Annotated in this window: 15 protein-coding genes; 4 read left to right on the forward strand and 11 right to left on the reverse strand. The window is 58.9% G+C overall.

What is annotated here, in order from left to right; genetic code table 11:
- The first annotated feature begins 3 nt into the window (after nt 1–3).
- On the forward strand, nt 4–945 hold the full coding sequence (locus tag PSH57_RS19135; RefSeq protein WP_305384859.1) for an alpha/beta hydrolase: 942 nt from the start codon (nt 4–6) through the stop codon (nt 943–945).
- Nucleotides 946–1,197: 252 nt separating this feature from the next.
- Here the strand turns inward: PSH57_RS19135 and PSH57_RS19140 are convergent, their stop codons facing one another.
- The 6 genes from PSH57_RS19140 to PSH57_RS19165 are packed head-to-tail and all read right to left on the reverse strand — an operon-like array spanning nt 1,198 to nt 7,147.
- Nucleotides 1,198–2,940 (reverse strand): ABC transporter substrate-binding protein, encoded by a 1,743-nt coding sequence (locus PSH57_RS19140; RefSeq protein WP_256232751.1) that lies wholly within the window; start codon nt 2,938–2,940, stop codon nt 1,198–1,200.
- Nucleotides 2,941–2,986: 46 nt separating this feature from the next.
- Nucleotides 2,987–3,259, reverse strand: a complete 273-nt coding sequence (locus PSH57_RS19145) for a DUF2160 domain-containing protein (RefSeq protein ID WP_047228550.1) — start codon at nt 3,257–3,259, stop codon at nt 2,987–2,989.
- 10 nt (nt 3,260–3,269) lie between these two features.
- Nucleotides 3,270–4,070, reverse strand: coding sequence for a carbohydrate ABC transporter permease (locus PSH57_RS19150; protein WP_047228551.1), 801 nt, complete (start codon nt 4,068–4,070; stop codon nt 3,270–3,272).
- Between the two features lie 10 nt (nt 4,071–4,080).
- The gene (locus tag PSH57_RS19155; protein WP_305384863.1) at nt 4,081–4,947 is read right to left on the reverse strand and encodes a carbohydrate ABC transporter permease; all 867 of its coding nucleotides are present in this window, start codon (nt 4,945–4,947) and stop codon (nt 4,081–4,083) included.
- Nucleotides 4,944–6,053, reverse strand: a complete 1,110-nt coding sequence (locus tag PSH57_RS19160) for an ABC transporter ATP-binding protein (RefSeq protein WP_305384865.1) — start codon at nt 6,051–6,053, stop codon at nt 4,944–4,946. Before PSH57_RS19160 ends, PSH57_RS19155 begins: the two co-directional genes overlap by 4 nt.
- Nucleotides 6,053–7,147 carry an ABC transporter ATP-binding protein gene (locus tag PSH57_RS19165; protein WP_305384867.1) on the reverse strand — a complete coding sequence of 365 codons (1,095 nt, stop codon included), beginning with the start codon at nt 7,145–7,147 and terminating at the stop codon, nt 6,053–6,055. The genes PSH57_RS19160 and PSH57_RS19165 overlap by 1 nt, the downstream gene beginning before the upstream one ends.
- Before the next feature lie 422 nt (nt 7,148–7,569).
- Here PSH57_RS19165 and PSH57_RS19170 point away from each other — a divergent pair, with 422 nt between their 5' ends.
- The gene (locus tag PSH57_RS19170) at nt 7,570–9,414 is read left to right on the forward strand and encodes a sigma-54-dependent Fis family transcriptional regulator (protein ID WP_305384869.1); all 1,845 of its coding nucleotides are present in this window, start codon (nt 7,570–7,572) and stop codon (nt 9,412–9,414) included.
- Nucleotides 9,415–9,624: 210 nt separating this feature from the next.
- Here PSH57_RS19170 and PSH57_RS19175 read toward each other — a convergent pair whose 3' ends face one another.
- Nucleotides 9,625–10,143 (reverse strand): anti-virulence regulator CigR family protein, encoded by a 519-nt coding sequence (locus tag PSH57_RS19175; protein WP_305384871.1) that lies wholly within the window; start codon nt 10,141–10,143, stop codon nt 9,625–9,627.
- Between the two features lie 125 nt (nt 10,144–10,268).
- On the opposite strand from PSH57_RS19175, the gene PSH57_RS19180 reads away from it, so the two are divergent.
- Nucleotides 10,269–11,483 carry an MFS transporter gene (locus PSH57_RS19180; RefSeq protein ID WP_305384872.1) on the forward strand — a complete coding sequence of 405 codons (1,215 nt, stop codon included), beginning with the start codon at nt 10,269–10,271 and terminating at the stop codon, nt 11,481–11,483.
- Between the two features lie 205 nt (nt 11,484–11,688).
- Complete coding sequence (locus PSH57_RS19185) at nt 11,689–11,895, forward strand: hypothetical protein (protein ID WP_305384874.1); 207 nt, start codon at nt 11,689–11,691, stop codon at nt 11,893–11,895.
- 49 nt (nt 11,896–11,944) lie between these two features.
- On the opposite strand, the gene PSH57_RS19190 is transcribed toward PSH57_RS19185, so the two are convergent.
- The 4 genes from PSH57_RS19190 to PSH57_RS19205 form a co-directional block, all read right to left on the reverse strand.
- Nucleotides 11,945–12,253, reverse strand: a complete 309-nt coding sequence (locus tag PSH57_RS19190; protein WP_305384876.1) for an AzlD family protein — start codon at nt 12,251–12,253, stop codon at nt 11,945–11,947.
- Nucleotides 12,250–12,960, reverse strand: coding sequence for an AzlC family ABC transporter permease (locus PSH57_RS19195; RefSeq protein ID WP_173406747.1), 711 nt, complete (start codon nt 12,958–12,960; stop codon nt 12,250–12,252). The genes PSH57_RS19190 and PSH57_RS19195 overlap by 4 nt, the downstream gene beginning before the upstream one ends.
- 163 nt (nt 12,961–13,123) lie before the next feature.
- A complete protein-coding gene (locus PSH57_RS19200) occupies nt 13,124–13,492 on the reverse strand; it encodes a hypothetical protein (RefSeq protein WP_305384879.1) in 369 nt (122 codons plus the stop codon).
- A gap of 203 nt (nt 13,493–13,695) precedes the next feature.
- On the reverse strand, nt 13,696–13,893 hold the full coding sequence (locus PSH57_RS19205) for a hypothetical protein (RefSeq protein ID WP_305384880.1): 198 nt from the start codon (nt 13,891–13,893) through the stop codon (nt 13,696–13,698).
- Nucleotides 13,894–13,943: the final 50 nt, after the last annotated feature.

Raw genomic sequence — 13,943 nt, forward strand, 5'->3', positions numbered from 1 at the left:
TCGATGTACTCGTCTCTTCTCTCGCGCCTTGGGCGACGCTGGCTGGCTGGGCTCTGCATGACCGCGATGGTGGTGGGGCTGCCGGTGGGCTGCGGCGTGTTGCAGCACAAGGAGCGTGAGCTGGTGTTTCGGATCGAGCCGGGCACGGCGACCTGGTTCAGCGGCTTGCCGGGGGACGTCCAGGAGTTCGACCTCAAGCCCAAAAGCTTCAAGGCCGGGGAAAGTATCCACGGCTGGTGGTGGCCGGCCGAACGCAAGAACGCGCCGGCGATTCTGTACCTGCATGGGGTGCGCTGGAACCTGACCGGTCAGTTGTTTCGTATTCGACAGTTAAGGGCCCTGGGCTTTTCGGTGCTCGCTATCGATTATCGTGGCTTCGGCAAAAGCCAGGGCGATCTGCCCTCGGAAGCCAGCGTCTATGAAGATGCGCGCATTGCCTGGCAGCGTCTTGAAGTGCTGCAACCGGACCCGGCCCTGCGGCTGATCTACGGCCATTCACTGGGCGGCGCCGTCGCGGTGGACCTCGCCGCGGAACTTGGCCAGCAGGCGGCGAAAGACGGCAGCCTCGTGCCCGCCCGAGGCCTGGTCATCGAATCTACTTTCACCTCTCTGGGCGATGTCGCAACGGCCATGGCGGACACCTCTCTACCGGTGCGCTGGTTGCTGTCGCAGAAGTTCGATTCCATCGACAAGATCCGCGAGATCAACATGCCGTTGCTGGTGGTACACGGCGCCGCTGATCGCTACGTCCCGCCACGCTTCAGTGAACAATTATTCAACGCCGCCCAGGAGCCCAAGCGCCTGTTACTGGTGCCAGGCGCGACGCACAACAACAGCATGAACCTGGCGGGCAGCACCTACCGACAGGCATTGGAGGCCCTGATGAAAGCCGGACCATCGCCCGTGGCCGGACACCCTCATACCAGCCCGGCCAAGGCGGGCTGATTCACAAACTCCTGTATGGGAGCAGACTTACTCCCACATCGTTTTCGGGTATGACCATAGATTCACATCCCCCTGTGGGAGCGGGCTTGCTCGCGAAAGCGGTGGGTCAGTTTTCACCGATGGTGAATATGCTGCCGTCTTCGCGAGCAAGCCCGCTCCCACACTTGATTGTGTTCACTTTAGATTTCCTGGGGCTGGGCGCACAAAAAAAACGGCACCTCACGGTGCCGTTCATTCATTGCAGGTCCAGCTTTACTTACGCGCTGCTTCCCATGATTTCAGCAGCTCGGCGTAGCTCACTGTTTCACCCTTAGGCTTCTCGTTGGCCAGTTTCGGCTTCGGTGCGCCCGGCTGGTCGAACCAGTATTGCGCATCGCGCTCGGGGTTCATTTTCGGGGCGCAGGTGGCCTGGGCCTTGGAGCGTTCCAGGCGGGCCATGATTGCGTCCTGATCCTTGGCCAGACCGTCGAGTGCCTCTTGCGGAGTCTTCTCGCCGCTGGCGGCTTCGGCGATGTGGCTCCACCACAGCTGCGCAAGGCGAGGATAATCCGGCACGTTGGTTCCGGTCGGAGACCATTGCACGCGAGCCGGGCTGCGGTAGAACTCCACCAGACCACCGAGTTTCGGCGCCAGGTCGGTCATGGCTTGGGAATTGATGTCCGATTCACGAATCGGCGTCAGACCGACGATGGTTTTCTTCAGCGACACCGTCTTGGACGTCACGAATTGCGCGTAAAGCCAGGCCGCAAGCCGCTGCTTCTCAGGCGTGGATTTGAGGAACGTCCAGGAGCCCACGTCCTGATACCCCAGCTTCATGCCCTCTTCCCAATACGGTCCGCGCGGCGACGGCGCCATGCGCCATTTCGGCGTGCCATCGGCGTTCATCACCGGCAGGCCCGGTTTGGTCATGTCGGCAGTAAAAGCGGTGTACCAGAAAATCTGCTGGGCGATGTTGCCTTGCGACGGCACCGGGCCGGATTCGGAGAAAGTCATGCCCGCCGCCTCCGGTGGCGCGTACTTCTTCATCCAGTCCACGTATTTGGTGGTCGCGTAGACGGCCGCCGGGCCATTGGTATCGCCACCACGGGTCACGCTGGAGCCGACCGGATGACAGTTCTCGACGCGAATCCCCCACTCGTCCACCGGCAAACCGTTGGGCAGGCCCTTGTCGCCACCACCGGCCATGGAGAACCAGGCATCGGTAAAGCGCCAGCCCAGGGACGGATCCTTCTTGCCGTAGTCCATGTGACCGTAGACGCGCTTGCCGTCGATTTCCTTGACGTCTTCGGAGAAGAATTTGGCGATGTCTTCATAGGCCGACCAGTTCACCGGCACACCCAGCTCGTAGCCGTATTTTTCCTTGAACTTGGCCTTCAGGTCCGCCCGCTCGAACCAGTCGGCGCGGAACCAGTACAGATTGGCGAATTGCTGGTCCGGCAGTTGATAGAGCTTGCCGTCCGGCGCGGTGGTGAACGAAGTGCCGATGAAGTCCTTGAGGTCCAGGGTCGGCGAGGTATAGGCCTTGCCTTCGTTGGCCATCATATCGGTGATCGATTCGGTCTTGCCGTAGCGAAAGTGCGTACCGATCAGGTCCGAGTCGTTGACCCAACCGTCGTAGATGTTCTTGTCCGACTGCATCTGGGTCTGCAGCTTCTCCACCACGTCGCCCTCCTGCAACAGGTCGTGGGTCAGCTCGATCCCGGTGATGTCCCTGAAGGCCTTGGCCAGCACCTTGGATTCATATTCGTGGGTGGCGATGGTTTCCGACACCACGTTTATTTTCATGCCGCGAAACGGCTCGGACGCCTTGATGAACCACTTGAGCTCTTCGAGCTGCTGTTCGGCTGTCAGGGTAGACGGCTTGAATTCACTGCCAATCCATTTTTTTGCCGCGTCTTCATAGGCGTCGGCCCAGGCCGCAGCGCTCAGCCCGCTGAGTGCCAGCACGGCTGCCAATGAAACGCTATGTCGCAGCTTATTGTTTTTATCGAACATAGAGACCTCCTGTTTGGGTTTAAGAGCCTGATCGTCGAACCTTCGACTAGCCCCACCGCATCACTGCCAACAGCCACACCAAAGACAACGCGAACGCTATCCAGATGCTCCAGTCGGTGGCGCCGATCACCAGCAGATGCAGGTAGGCGCTACCGAGAAGACCGATAAACAACCGATCGCCACGGGTGGTGGCAATCGGCAGGAAACCGCGCCGAGGGATACTCGGCGAACGCAGTTCCCACGTAGTCATGCCTGCCAGCAGCAAGGCGATGACACCAAAGAAGGCCGCCGTCGGGCCGGTCCAGTTCATCCATTCCATCATCGTCTCCTCAGACCCGGCCCAGGGCAAAGCCCTTGGCCACATGGTTGCGTACGAACCAGATCACCAGCATGCCTGGCAGGATAGTCAACACCCCCGCCGCCGCCAGCACGCCCCAATCGATACCCGATGCCGAGACCGTACGGGTCATGACCGCCGCGATCGGCTTGGCATTCACCGAAGTGAGGGTGCGCGCCAGCAGCAGTTCGACCCAGGAAAACATGAAGCAGAAAAACGCCGTAACGCCGATGCCGGAACCGATTAACGGGATAAATATCTTCGCGAAGAACTTGGGGAAACTGTAGCCGTCAATGTAGGCGGTCTCGTCAATTTCTTTCGGCACCCCGGACATGAAGCCTTCGAGAATCCACACCGCCAGCGGCACGTTGAACAGGCAATGGGCCAAAGCCACGGCGATATGGGTGTCAAACAACCCGATGGACGAGTACAGCTGGAAGAACGGCAACAGGAACACCGCCGGTGGCGCCATGCGGTTGGTCAGCAGCCAGAAGAACAGGTGTTTGTCCCCCAGGAACCGGTAGCGCGAAAACGCATAAGCCGCCGGCAACGCCACAGCCAGGGAAATCACCGTGTTCAGGCTGACGTAGTACAGCGAGTTCAGGTAACCGGTGTACCAGCTCGGGTCGGTGAAGATCACCTTGTAGTTCTGGAAGGTGAAGTCCTGAGGCCACAGTGTCAGGGTGCCGAGGATCTCGGTGTTGCTCTTGAACGACATGTTCAGCAGCCAGTAGATAGGCACCAGCAGGAACAGGATGTAGATCAGCAACGGAATCAGCTTTCTCTTGCTCATGGCGCGGGCCTCAACGGTTGGCGTCGGAGTGAGTCATGGCGGTATAGAACAGCCACGACACCAACAGAATGATCAGGAAGTACACCAGGGAAAACGCTGCCGCCGGGCCCAGGTCGAATTGACCGATGGCCATCTGAGTCAGGGTCTGGCTCAGGAACGTGGTGGCGTTACCCGGCCCGCCGCCGGTGAGCACGAACGGCTCGGTGTAAATCATGAAACTGTCCATGAAGCGCAGCATCACCGCGATCAGCAGCACGCTCTTCATCTTCGGCAACTGAATATGCCGGAACACCGCCCAGTTGGAGGCCCGGTCGATTCGCGCGGCCTGGTAATACACGTCCGGAATCGCCCGCAACCCGGAATAGCAGAGCAGCGCCACCAGGGATGTCCAGTGCCAGACGTCCATCACCAATACCGTGACCCAGGCGTCCATGGTGTTGGCCGCATAGTTGTAGTTGATGCCCATGGCGTTGAGCGTGGAACCCATCAGGCCGATGTCGGCGCGACCGAAAATCTGCCAGATGGTGCCGACCACGTTCCATGGGATCAGCAGCGGAATCGCCAGGATGATCAACACCAGCGATGACCATTTGCCCTTGGTCGGCATGGTCAGGGCGATGGCGATCCCCAACGGAATCTCGATCAGCAGCACGCACCCCGAATAGATGAACTGGCGCAGCAGCGAGTCGTGCAATCGTGGATCGAGCAGCACCTGTTTGTACCACTCGGCACCGACGAAATAGCGGCTGGACTGGTCGAAGATGTCCTGCACCGAATAGTTGACCACGGTCATCATCGGGATTACCGCACTGAATGCCACCAGCAGGAACACCGGCAACACCAGCCACCAGGCCTTGTTGTTCTGCACCTTGTTCATGGCTGCACCTCGCTCAACGGTTCCAGCAGGTATTCATCGGCATACACCATCAGCCACTGGCCCGGAAAACTGATGTACGCGGTGCCTTCGGGCACCGGTTTGTCTTCGGCCAGACGCACCTTGATCGGCGCGCCATCGAGGTTGAGGGTGAGGATCTTGTAGGTGCCCAGGTCTTCGACGTGGACGACATCGGCCCGCATCGCGTCGTCGTAAGGCCCGTCCCAGACATGGACGAACTCAGGACGAATACCGACCTTCAGGCTTTTGCCTTCGGCCTGGGCAATACCGCGTTGCAACGTTTCGGACAACGGCAAGTGGGTGGAAGCGAAACCGACGCCGCCGGTTTGTGCCGTGACCTCGATCAGGTTCATCCCCGGGCTGCCGATGAAATAGCCGACAAAGGTGTGGCTCGGACGCTCGAACAACTCCCGGGGCGTACCGAACTGCACAATCTGACCGCCATACATCACCGCGATCTTGTCGGCGAAGGTGGAAGCTTCCAACTGGTCGTGAGTGACGTAGACCATGGTGATGTTGAACTGCTCGTGGATCTGCTTGAGCTTGCGCCGCAGTTTCCATTTCAGGTGCGGGTCGATCACCGTCAGCGGCTCGTCGAAGAGGATCGCCGACACATCGTCGCGCACCAGCCCGCGACCCATGGAGACTTTCTGTTTTTCGTCGGCGGTGAGGTTGCGGGCCTTTTTGTCCAGCAGGATCTGCAGGTCCAGGACCTCGGCGATTTCCTGCACCTTGGTGTGGATTTTCGCCTCGGCCATGCCCTGGTTACGCAGCGGGAAGGCCAGGTTGTCGAACACTGTCATGGTGTCGTACACCACCGGGAACTGGAACACCTGGGCAATGTTGCGACGCTCCGGGGTCAGGTCGTTGACGACTTTACTGTCGAACATCACCTGGCCTTCGGAGGGGCTCAGCAGTCCGGAAATGATATTGAGCAAGGTGGATTTTCCACAACCCGATGGCCCGAGCAACGCATAGGCGCCGCCCTGTTCCCAGATGTGGTTCATCTCGCGGATCGCGTAATCCTCAGGGCCCGCCGGGGTGCTGGTGTAGCTGTGGGCGAGGTTCTGCAAACGAATTTCAGCCATCAGGCAACCCTCGCAATACGCTGGCCCGGGGCTTGGACCAGCTTGCCCTGGGCATCGAAGACAAACAGTTTGTGGGTCGGAATGTAGATGCGGATCGGCTCATCCACGTCGTATTCATGGACGCCGGACAAGTGCAGCACCAGCAGGAAATGCTCGTTGCGCACGTGCAGGAATGTCTCCGAACCGCTGATCTCGGCCACCTCGACGGTCACCGCCAGTTCCAGGTCGTCGTCGTTACTCGGCACCAGGGAAATATGGCTGGGTCGCACACCGAAGCGGAACTCACCCTCGCCCACCGGCCGCAGGTCGACGTTCAGCGGAAAGTGCACGAAATTGGCAAAACTCACTTCATTGCCGGCGATACGGCCCGGCATGAGATTGATCGGCGGCTCGGAGAACAGCTCAGCGGCCAGTACGGTTTGCGGCTGGTGATACACCGAGGCCGACTTGCCGCTCTGGATCACCCGGCCCTCATGCAGAATCGTCGTGGTGCCGCCCAAAGCCAAGGCCTCGTTGGGTTCGGTGGTGGCGTAGACGGCGATGGTGTGGCGGGCCTGGAACAGTTCGCGCATTTCCTGGCGAAGTTCTTCACGCAGCTTGTAGTCCAGGTTCACCAGGGGCTCGTCGAACAGGATCAGTTCGGCGTCCTTGACCAGCGCCCGGGCCATGGCGGTGCGCTGCTGTTGGCCACCTGACAACTCCAGCGGGTAACGCTGCAGGAACTTCTCAATGCGCAGCATCTTCGCGGTTTCCAGCACCTTGCTCTGGATCACCTCGTTGGACACACCGGCCTGGCGCAACGGCGAGGCGATGTTTTCGAACACGGTCATGGTCGGGTAGTTGATGAACTGCTGATAAACCATCGACACATTACGCAGCCGCACCGGGCGCTGGGTGACGTCAACGCCGTTCATCAGGATGCGACCGCTGTCGGGCTTGTCCAGACCGGCCATCAGGCGCATGAGGCTGGTCTTGCCGGACAGCGTGCGGCCCAGCAGAACGTTGAAGGATCCGGGTTCGAAACTCAGGTTGGCATCGTCGATCCAGGTCTGGCCTTCGACGGTGCGACAGATGTGCTCAAGCGTTAATGACATGGCTCGGCCTTTTTATTATTTGGAGTCAAGCGACCCGAGTCTAAAAGCGAAAGCCGTGCCAGGAATCACAAACCCATGATCCTATTGATTTTTTCTCTTACTCTTCAGAAAAGCACGTTCGTTGATGAACGAAAATGAACAAATCTGACTGAACAACTGAACAGATCACAGGTTGACAATGAACAATTTTGAACAACACTGAATAAACGCTTTCGGCTAGCCTGACCGAAATCCTGTGGGAGCGGGCTTGCTCGCGAAGGCGGTGTGTCAGCCAGCAGAAATATCGACTGTCACGACGCTTTCGCGAGCAAGCCCGCTCCCACAGGTTTCTGTGTAGGAAGTGGCATTCAGGCATGCCCCAGCACAAGGAGTATGTGCGAGACTTATCACAACAATAAAAACAACATCTGCGAGAGTGCCCCATGGCCGCACCTGCTCCAGCCTTGTCCCACGATGCCATCATCCAGGCGTCCTGGTCCCGCTGCCGCGCCTTTGGCCTGAATCACCAGAGTGTGCCTGCCTTCGATCAATTGCCCGCCGAAGGCATTGCCCGGTTGCTGGAAAGCCAGCATTCGCTGGTGCAGACCACCCACCAGGAAGTCCTGCCGTATTACGAGAACATCCTGAGCAACTCCAATTGCCTGATCATGCTGGCCGACAACCAGGGCCAAGTGCTGACCTCGTGGGGCACCCAACGCTTCATCGAACCGAAACTGGCCCATGGCTTCAGCGCCGGGGCGAGCTGGATGGAGCGCAGCAGCGGCACCAACGCCATCGGCACCGCCCTGGCCTGTGAACAGGCGGTACACATTGAACACGATGAACACTTCCTCAAGGCCAACCGTTTCATGACCGGCTCCGCCGCGCCGATCTTCGACGCCGAGCGCAAGGTCATTGCCGTGCTGGACGTTTCCAGCGACAGCTACCTGCCGCCGTCCCACACCCTGGGCATGGTCAAGATGATGAGCCAGACCGTGGAAAACCGGCTGATCCTCAACCTGTTTCGCGGTGAACATTTCCAGCTGACCTTCAACACCGGATTAAACAACCTCGACAGCCAGTGGGCCGGACTGCTGATTTTCGATGAAACCGGCCAGGTGCTTTCCGCCAACCGCCGCGCCGACAATCTGCTGGGCCTGCGCCTGTCGCGGGTGAGCATCGAAAGCCTGTTCAAGGTTTCGCTGTTGGAGCTGCAGAACCAGCCCGACGGCCTGCCGTTCGCCCTGCAAGCGTCGGGGAGCAATCGTTTCCAGTGCTTGCTCAAACGCCCGCAACAGGTGACGGTCAAGGCCCGGGTCTTCAGCGAGCCAGCGCCCTCGTCCGCCCCCGCCGCAAACGTGATCAGCCTCAATACCCTGCACTTCGGTGACAGCCGCGTGGAAAAAGCCGTACGCCAGGCCGAGCGCTTGCTGGAGAAGGACATTCCACTGCTGATCCACGGCGAAACCGGGGTCGGCAAGGAAGTGTTCGTCAAAGCCCTTCACCAGGCCAGCTCCCGCAGCAAGCAGCCGTTCATTGCGGTCAACTGCGCGGCAATCCCCGCCGAGCTGGTGGAATCGGAACTGTTCGGTTACGAAAAAGGCGCCTTCACCGGCGCCAATCAAAAAGGCAGCATCGGCCTGATCCGCAAGGCCGACCGCGGCACCCTGTTCCTCGATGAGATCGGTGACATGCCCCTCCCGACTCAGGCCCGATTGCTGCGGGTATTGCAGGAGCGTTGCGTGCAACCGGTGGGCAGCGCCGAGCTATTCCCGGTGGACATTCGCATCATCTCCGCCACCAACCGCTCGTTGCGCGAACAGGTGCAGCTGGGCCGGTTCCGTGAAGACCTGTACTACCGCATCGGCGGCCTGACCCTGGAGCTGCCGCCCCTACGCGAACGCAATGACAAACAGGCCCTGTTCAAACGTCTTTGGGAACACCACCGCGAACCCACACAATGGGCCGGCCTGAGCCGCGAAGTGCTGGATCTGTTCGAACGCCATCCGTGGCCAGGCAACCTGCGCCAGGTCAGCAGCGTGCTGCAAGTCGCCCTGGCAATGGCCGAAGAGCAGCCGATCCGCGCGGAACATCTGCCGGACGACTTCTTTATTGATCTTGAGATGGAACCGGTGGAAACACCGGAGCCGCTGACGGTCGACCTGAACGATGTCGAGAATCTGAACCGCCAGTTGCAGGCGGTAGGCGGGAACATTTCGCACCTGGCGCGGCGGCTGGGGGTCAGCCGCAACACCTTGTACAAACGTCTGCGGCAACTTGAAAACTGATGCAAAACCTGTGGGAGCAACTGTCTTGGATGGTTTATTTAGCCATCCAATCTGTGGGAGCAAAGCTTGCTCGCGAGGCGGCCTTGCGGCCGGCCTGGCTCTCCCGGTCGTACTCCGATCCAGTTGTGGGAGCGAGCCCGCTCCCACAGGCGTTTCGCTTAACTGACTGGCATCACTGCGAATGAGGCTGCTATTTATTCCATTGACGCTTTAGTCAAACGCACCGTTGAGCACTTCATAAATGATGCCGGTGGCAATCGCCACCAGAATCAGGTCCGTACCCACCTGCTGCCATTCATAACCGTCATAGTGCGGCAAGCGCCCCAGCAAACGCCCGTCCAGCTTCTTGGCGATGCCCGGTGGCAGCGGTTTGCCTCGGGCGAGGTTTTTCTGGATACCCGGTGGCAGTGGCGGACCGGGGCTCCAATAATCACGGTGGCCGCTGATCAGACCAAGAACGCCGCCACGGTCGATGCTGGGGCCGTTGTGCCAATCGCCGCCACCACCGGATGGGTTGCCCTTGCCGCCCTGGTTGCCTTTGCCGCCCTGATTGTTTCCTGGGTTGCCTTGACCGCCCTTGTTGCCCTGCCCGCCTTTGCTCCCTTGCCCCTGACCTTGATCGAACTTGGCGTTCCCCTTGTCGTTACCCGGGTTTGCCACTACAGCGGTAGCACCCGCCACGAGGGCGAAGCAGGTAACCGCAACAATCAACGAGCGCGATTTGAACATAGTAGTTCTCACTCAAAATGGAACATCCCTGCGAATATAGAGGCTAGCGGTGATATTAGTTCCATATCATGCTGCGTGCCGACAGCGAGGCCCAATACCGTACAACAACGCTTTCAAGGAGCTCCATGCGCAAGGATTACCTGGCCTTTTTCATTTCAATGTTCCTCTCACGGCTGGCCGACCAGATATTACTGTTCATCGTCCCGTTGATTGTTTTCCAAACCACCCACAGTGTCTCCTGGGCGGGCCTGGCTTTCTTCGTCGAATCCCTGCCGCGCTTTCTGTCGTTCCCGATCTGCGGCGCGCTGTGCGACAAGTTTTCGCCCATTAGAATCCTGCACATCAGCCAGGTTTATCGCGCCGTGATATGCATTGCCGCCGTGGTGCTCTTCATGATTTTCGGCGGCATCTATTGGATCGTCGCCCTCTCGGCGGTCTGCGGCGTACTGACCACCCAAGGCATCATGGCGCGTGAAGTGGTGATGCCTTACATCTTCAAGCACTACACCTACACCAAGACCTTGTCGTACTCGCAGATCGCCGACCAGACCGGGCTGGTGCTGGGCCCGTTGATCGCCGCGCTGATGCTGGAGGTCTGGGCCTGGCACTGGGTGGTGCTGGCAATTGCCGGGCTATTCCTGCTGGCGGACCTGGCCATGCTGTTCTGGCAGCGCGCCAGTGCGGTGACGCTTGAGACCTTCGAACAACATCACGACGTCTGGCTGAACCCGCTGCGCATTGCCTTCGGTCACATCCGCAACCTGGCCGAGCTGAAAAAAATCATTGGCCTGGCCGTGGGTGTCAACCTGATCATCGGCGTCACCCTCGCCACCTCGGCGGCCATGGTGATTGGCGAGTACAGCGCCGGTAAGGACTACTACGCCTGGTTGCAGGCGGCCGGCGCCGTAACCACCATCCTCATTTTGTTCTTCCTGGCGCGGGTGACCTTGCCCTTGAGGGTCCTGGGCAGCCTGTCCTACACGCTGATCGCCGCCGGCGCCTTCATCACCGCGTTCAGCCCGACGCTGTGGGGCTACCTCGTCGGATTTTTGCTGATCGTCGGCTTCGACAAGATGTTCAACGTCTACATGCGCAGCATTCGCCAGCAGGTCATTCCAGCCAAGGATTTTGGCAAGACCGTGGGTGTCATTACCCTGCTCAATAACCTGTCACAACCCTTCGCGGGGCTGCTGATAGCGCTGCTGGCAGCGCCTGTCGGAACGCAGCAGGTGATCCTGCTGCTGGCGCTTGCCACCAGTCTGATCGGCATCACCGTGGTCGTGGTCTTTAGCAAGACGGCAGGCCTGCCGGAAGGCTATGGCGCCGATACAGACGGTTGAGAAGTCGTCCGCGTCTTTAAATATTCATCTGTGGGCGGTTAGAGTTTCCTGGTGCGCACCATTCGTCGCTAATGGAAGGTGACGCGTATTTCGCCGCCACGTCTGGCTCAGGGTTTGCACCGACTTGTCATGGCAGCCTCGGGGCGACGTAACCCTGACGCGGCGGCCGTCTAATCACTGCTTGGTCAGTCACCGGAGATGTACCGTGTCAACTCTCAACGAAATCGCAGCGAACCACGCGAGAATGGCAAAGGCAAAGGAAGAAGAGTCGATACGGCTGCGCGCACTTCACGGTCAGATAGTCGGTGGTTTTGACATTGCGCCGGTCGAGGCGAAACAGAAGATGCCACTGCACTTCATGGCGGGCGTTCAGGACCACTCGTTTGGGGAGGCATTGGCCCTGAACTTCTGACCTGTGTTGATTGAAATTCATCGCCCGCTTGTGAGCGGGCGGTATGGCTTCAGAACTGCCTGACTAACGCGGCTGCAAGTATCCCGGCCGCAATCGCCGGCAGAGGTTTCTTCACTATCACCATGATGATTGCGGTGGTCAGCAAAGCCAGGCGTGCGCCGTTGTCACCCTCGATCGCCAACGGGGCAAGCACCGCCACTAATACCGAGCCGGACATCGCCGTAATGAATTGCTGGACCCGATAGTTGATCGGCACGAACGACATCACGAAAACACCGCCCCAGCGGGTCGCCAACGTCACGATGGCCATGATCAGGATGATGATCAGGGTGCCATGGTCCGCCGTGTCGATATTCATTGTTTTTTCTCCATCCACAACGCGCCCAGGATCCCCCCCGCCAAAGCCCCCACCACGACATGACTGTTAGCCGGCAGATACCAGTAGGCCAACAGCGATGAACAGGCCGCCACCGTCCAGATGATGAGCATGCGCAGGTTCTTCTTGCCGCCCACGACCATCGCCAACAAGAAACAGCCCATCACCATGTCGAGCCCGAAACTGACGGGGTCTTCAATGGCGCTGCCAAAGTGCAGCCCCAGCCAACTGCCCAGGATCCAGGCGACCCAGAGCGCGATGCCACCGCCGAATAAAAGCCCCAGTCCCGGCTTTCCACGACTGAACGCTTGCATCGCCATGGCCCAGTTGGCGTCCGAGACCACCAGCATCACACCATAACGCTTGGCAACCGGCAGCTCCCGTAGCCACGGGTAGAGCGTGGCGCCCATCAACAGGTGTCGGGCGTTGATGGCAAAGACGGTGATCATCAACGGAACAACCGGGACCTGTTGGCCCCATAGATCCAGCGCGGCAAATTGAGAAGCGCCGGCGAATACCAGCGTGCTCATGAGCACGGCTGAAACATCACTCAGCCCTGACTGCGCTGCAGCCAGGCCAAAGGCGACGCCAAATACAACGACGAACAGAGAAATGGGGAGTAGCTGTTTGAAGCCGTCGTAGATGTGATTGAGCTTTAGTTCATGCAGGCGGGATTCTACGTTCGACAAGGGATGGCCTCTTTTAAATATTTGCTGCGTCACTTGAACAACCAAGGGCCGCAAGACAGGAGCCGTGTCAGCAAAGAAGTCATGAGAAAGCCCTACGATTTAATGTAGGGCTTACTTTAGCCATTCTCGTCAGTTACCACTGCGAACGCACTGAACTGCTGGCTTACTCAGCCGCCGACCGGCTGTTACGCCAGAACAGATACGCCAGCCCCACCGGCGCTACGAAAATCGCCAACGACCAGCACATCGCCATGGTGAAAGCCTTCACCATCAGCATGAACAGTGCGTTCACGAAGAACACATTGTTGCCCATGATGTAACCAACGACACTTTCGTAGACAAACCGAGAATACGGGTAGAGCAATGTGTTGATGACCGCTAACACAATCAACCCAGGCTTCGCGCCGATTCCTCCAGGACCATTGGCCGCCAGAGAGATGATCATCACAGCGAACACCAGCCCAAAAAGGAAGTGGCGGATGTAGTAGCTGGTAGTAAGACCCCCAAAGGTCTTGGCGAAAAATGAGTGCATAGAAGATCCCTCTTGAACGCTGATTTAAACGAGGCGCCACCATACCAGCATCATTTTTTCGCGCAAGATCAAGCGGGTCGACGGATTGATGTCTCAGCAAGCGGTGGACAATCGGACCAAGTCGTTTTTTAGAAACTGAGACCTACAAAAAACGGGCGATTCACACGTCGCCCGCTTTTGACATAAATCAGCAAGGACAAAAGCTAAGCGTCGGGATGCTCACTGGCCACTGAGTCGGCGGCATCTACATCTGACATATCCTCTTCGAGAGGGGCCTCATCGTCCGAGGGCAGCTCAAGCTCCGTGCCGTCTTTCTTGGGATCGTGGCCTGCTTCGTTATCCGTGCCGCGCGTAACGTCCTGCTGGGATTTGTTCCCAGGAGCATTCTCGTCGATTTCCATACTGGCTCTCCGTTCTGACACGAGGGATCTCCTCGCTTAAACATGAGAGA

The sequence above is a fragment of the Pseudomonas hefeiensis genome, from assembly GCF_030687835.1.
GTDB classification, from domain to species: domain Bacteria; phylum Pseudomonadota; class Gammaproteobacteria; order Pseudomonadales; family Pseudomonadaceae; genus Aquipseudomonas; species Aquipseudomonas hefeiensis.

Coding starts and splice junctions, on each gene's coding strand:
- PSH57_RS19135 (WP_305384859.1), top strand. CDS start 4: ATGTACTCGTCTCTTCTCTCGCGCCTTGGGCGACGCTGGCTGGCTGGG.
- PSH57_RS19140 (WP_256232751.1), bottom strand. CDS start 2,940: ATGTTCGATAAAAACAATAAGCTGCGACATAGCGTTTCATTGGCAGCC.
- PSH57_RS19145 (WP_047228550.1), bottom strand. CDS start 3,259: ATGGAATGGATGAACTGGACCGGCCCGACGGCGGCCTTCTTTGGTGTC.
- PSH57_RS19150 (WP_047228551.1), bottom strand. CDS start 4,070: ATGAGCAAGAGAAAGCTGATTCCGTTGCTGATCTACATCCTGTTCCTG.
- PSH57_RS19155 (WP_305384863.1), bottom strand. CDS start 4,947: ATGAACAAGGTGCAGAACAACAAGGCCTGGTGGCTGGTGTTGCCGGTG.
- PSH57_RS19160 (WP_305384865.1), bottom strand. CDS start 6,053: ATGGCTGAAATTCGTTTGCAGAACCTCGCCCACAGCTACACCAGCACC.
- PSH57_RS19165 (WP_305384867.1), bottom strand. CDS start 7,147: ATGTCATTAACGCTTGAGCACATCTGTCGCACCGTCGAAGGCCAGACC.
- PSH57_RS19170 (WP_305384869.1), top strand. CDS start 7,570: ATGGCCGCACCTGCTCCAGCCTTGTCCCACGATGCCATCATCCAGGCG.
- PSH57_RS19175 (WP_305384871.1), bottom strand. CDS start 10,143: ATGTTCAAATCGCGCTCGTTGATTGTTGCGGTTACCTGCTTCGCCCTC.
- PSH57_RS19180 (WP_305384872.1), top strand. CDS start 10,269: ATGCGCAAGGATTACCTGGCCTTTTTCATTTCAATGTTCCTCTCACGG.
- PSH57_RS19190 (WP_305384876.1), bottom strand. CDS start 12,253: ATGAATATCGACACGGCGGACCATGGCACCCTGATCATCATCCTGATC.
- PSH57_RS19200 (WP_305384879.1), bottom strand. CDS start 13,492: ATGCACTCATTTTTCGCCAAGACCTTTGGGGGTCTTACTACCAGCTAC.
- PSH57_RS19205 (WP_305384880.1), bottom strand. CDS start 13,893: ATGGAAATCGACGAGAATGCTCCTGGGAACAAATCCCAGCAGGACGTT.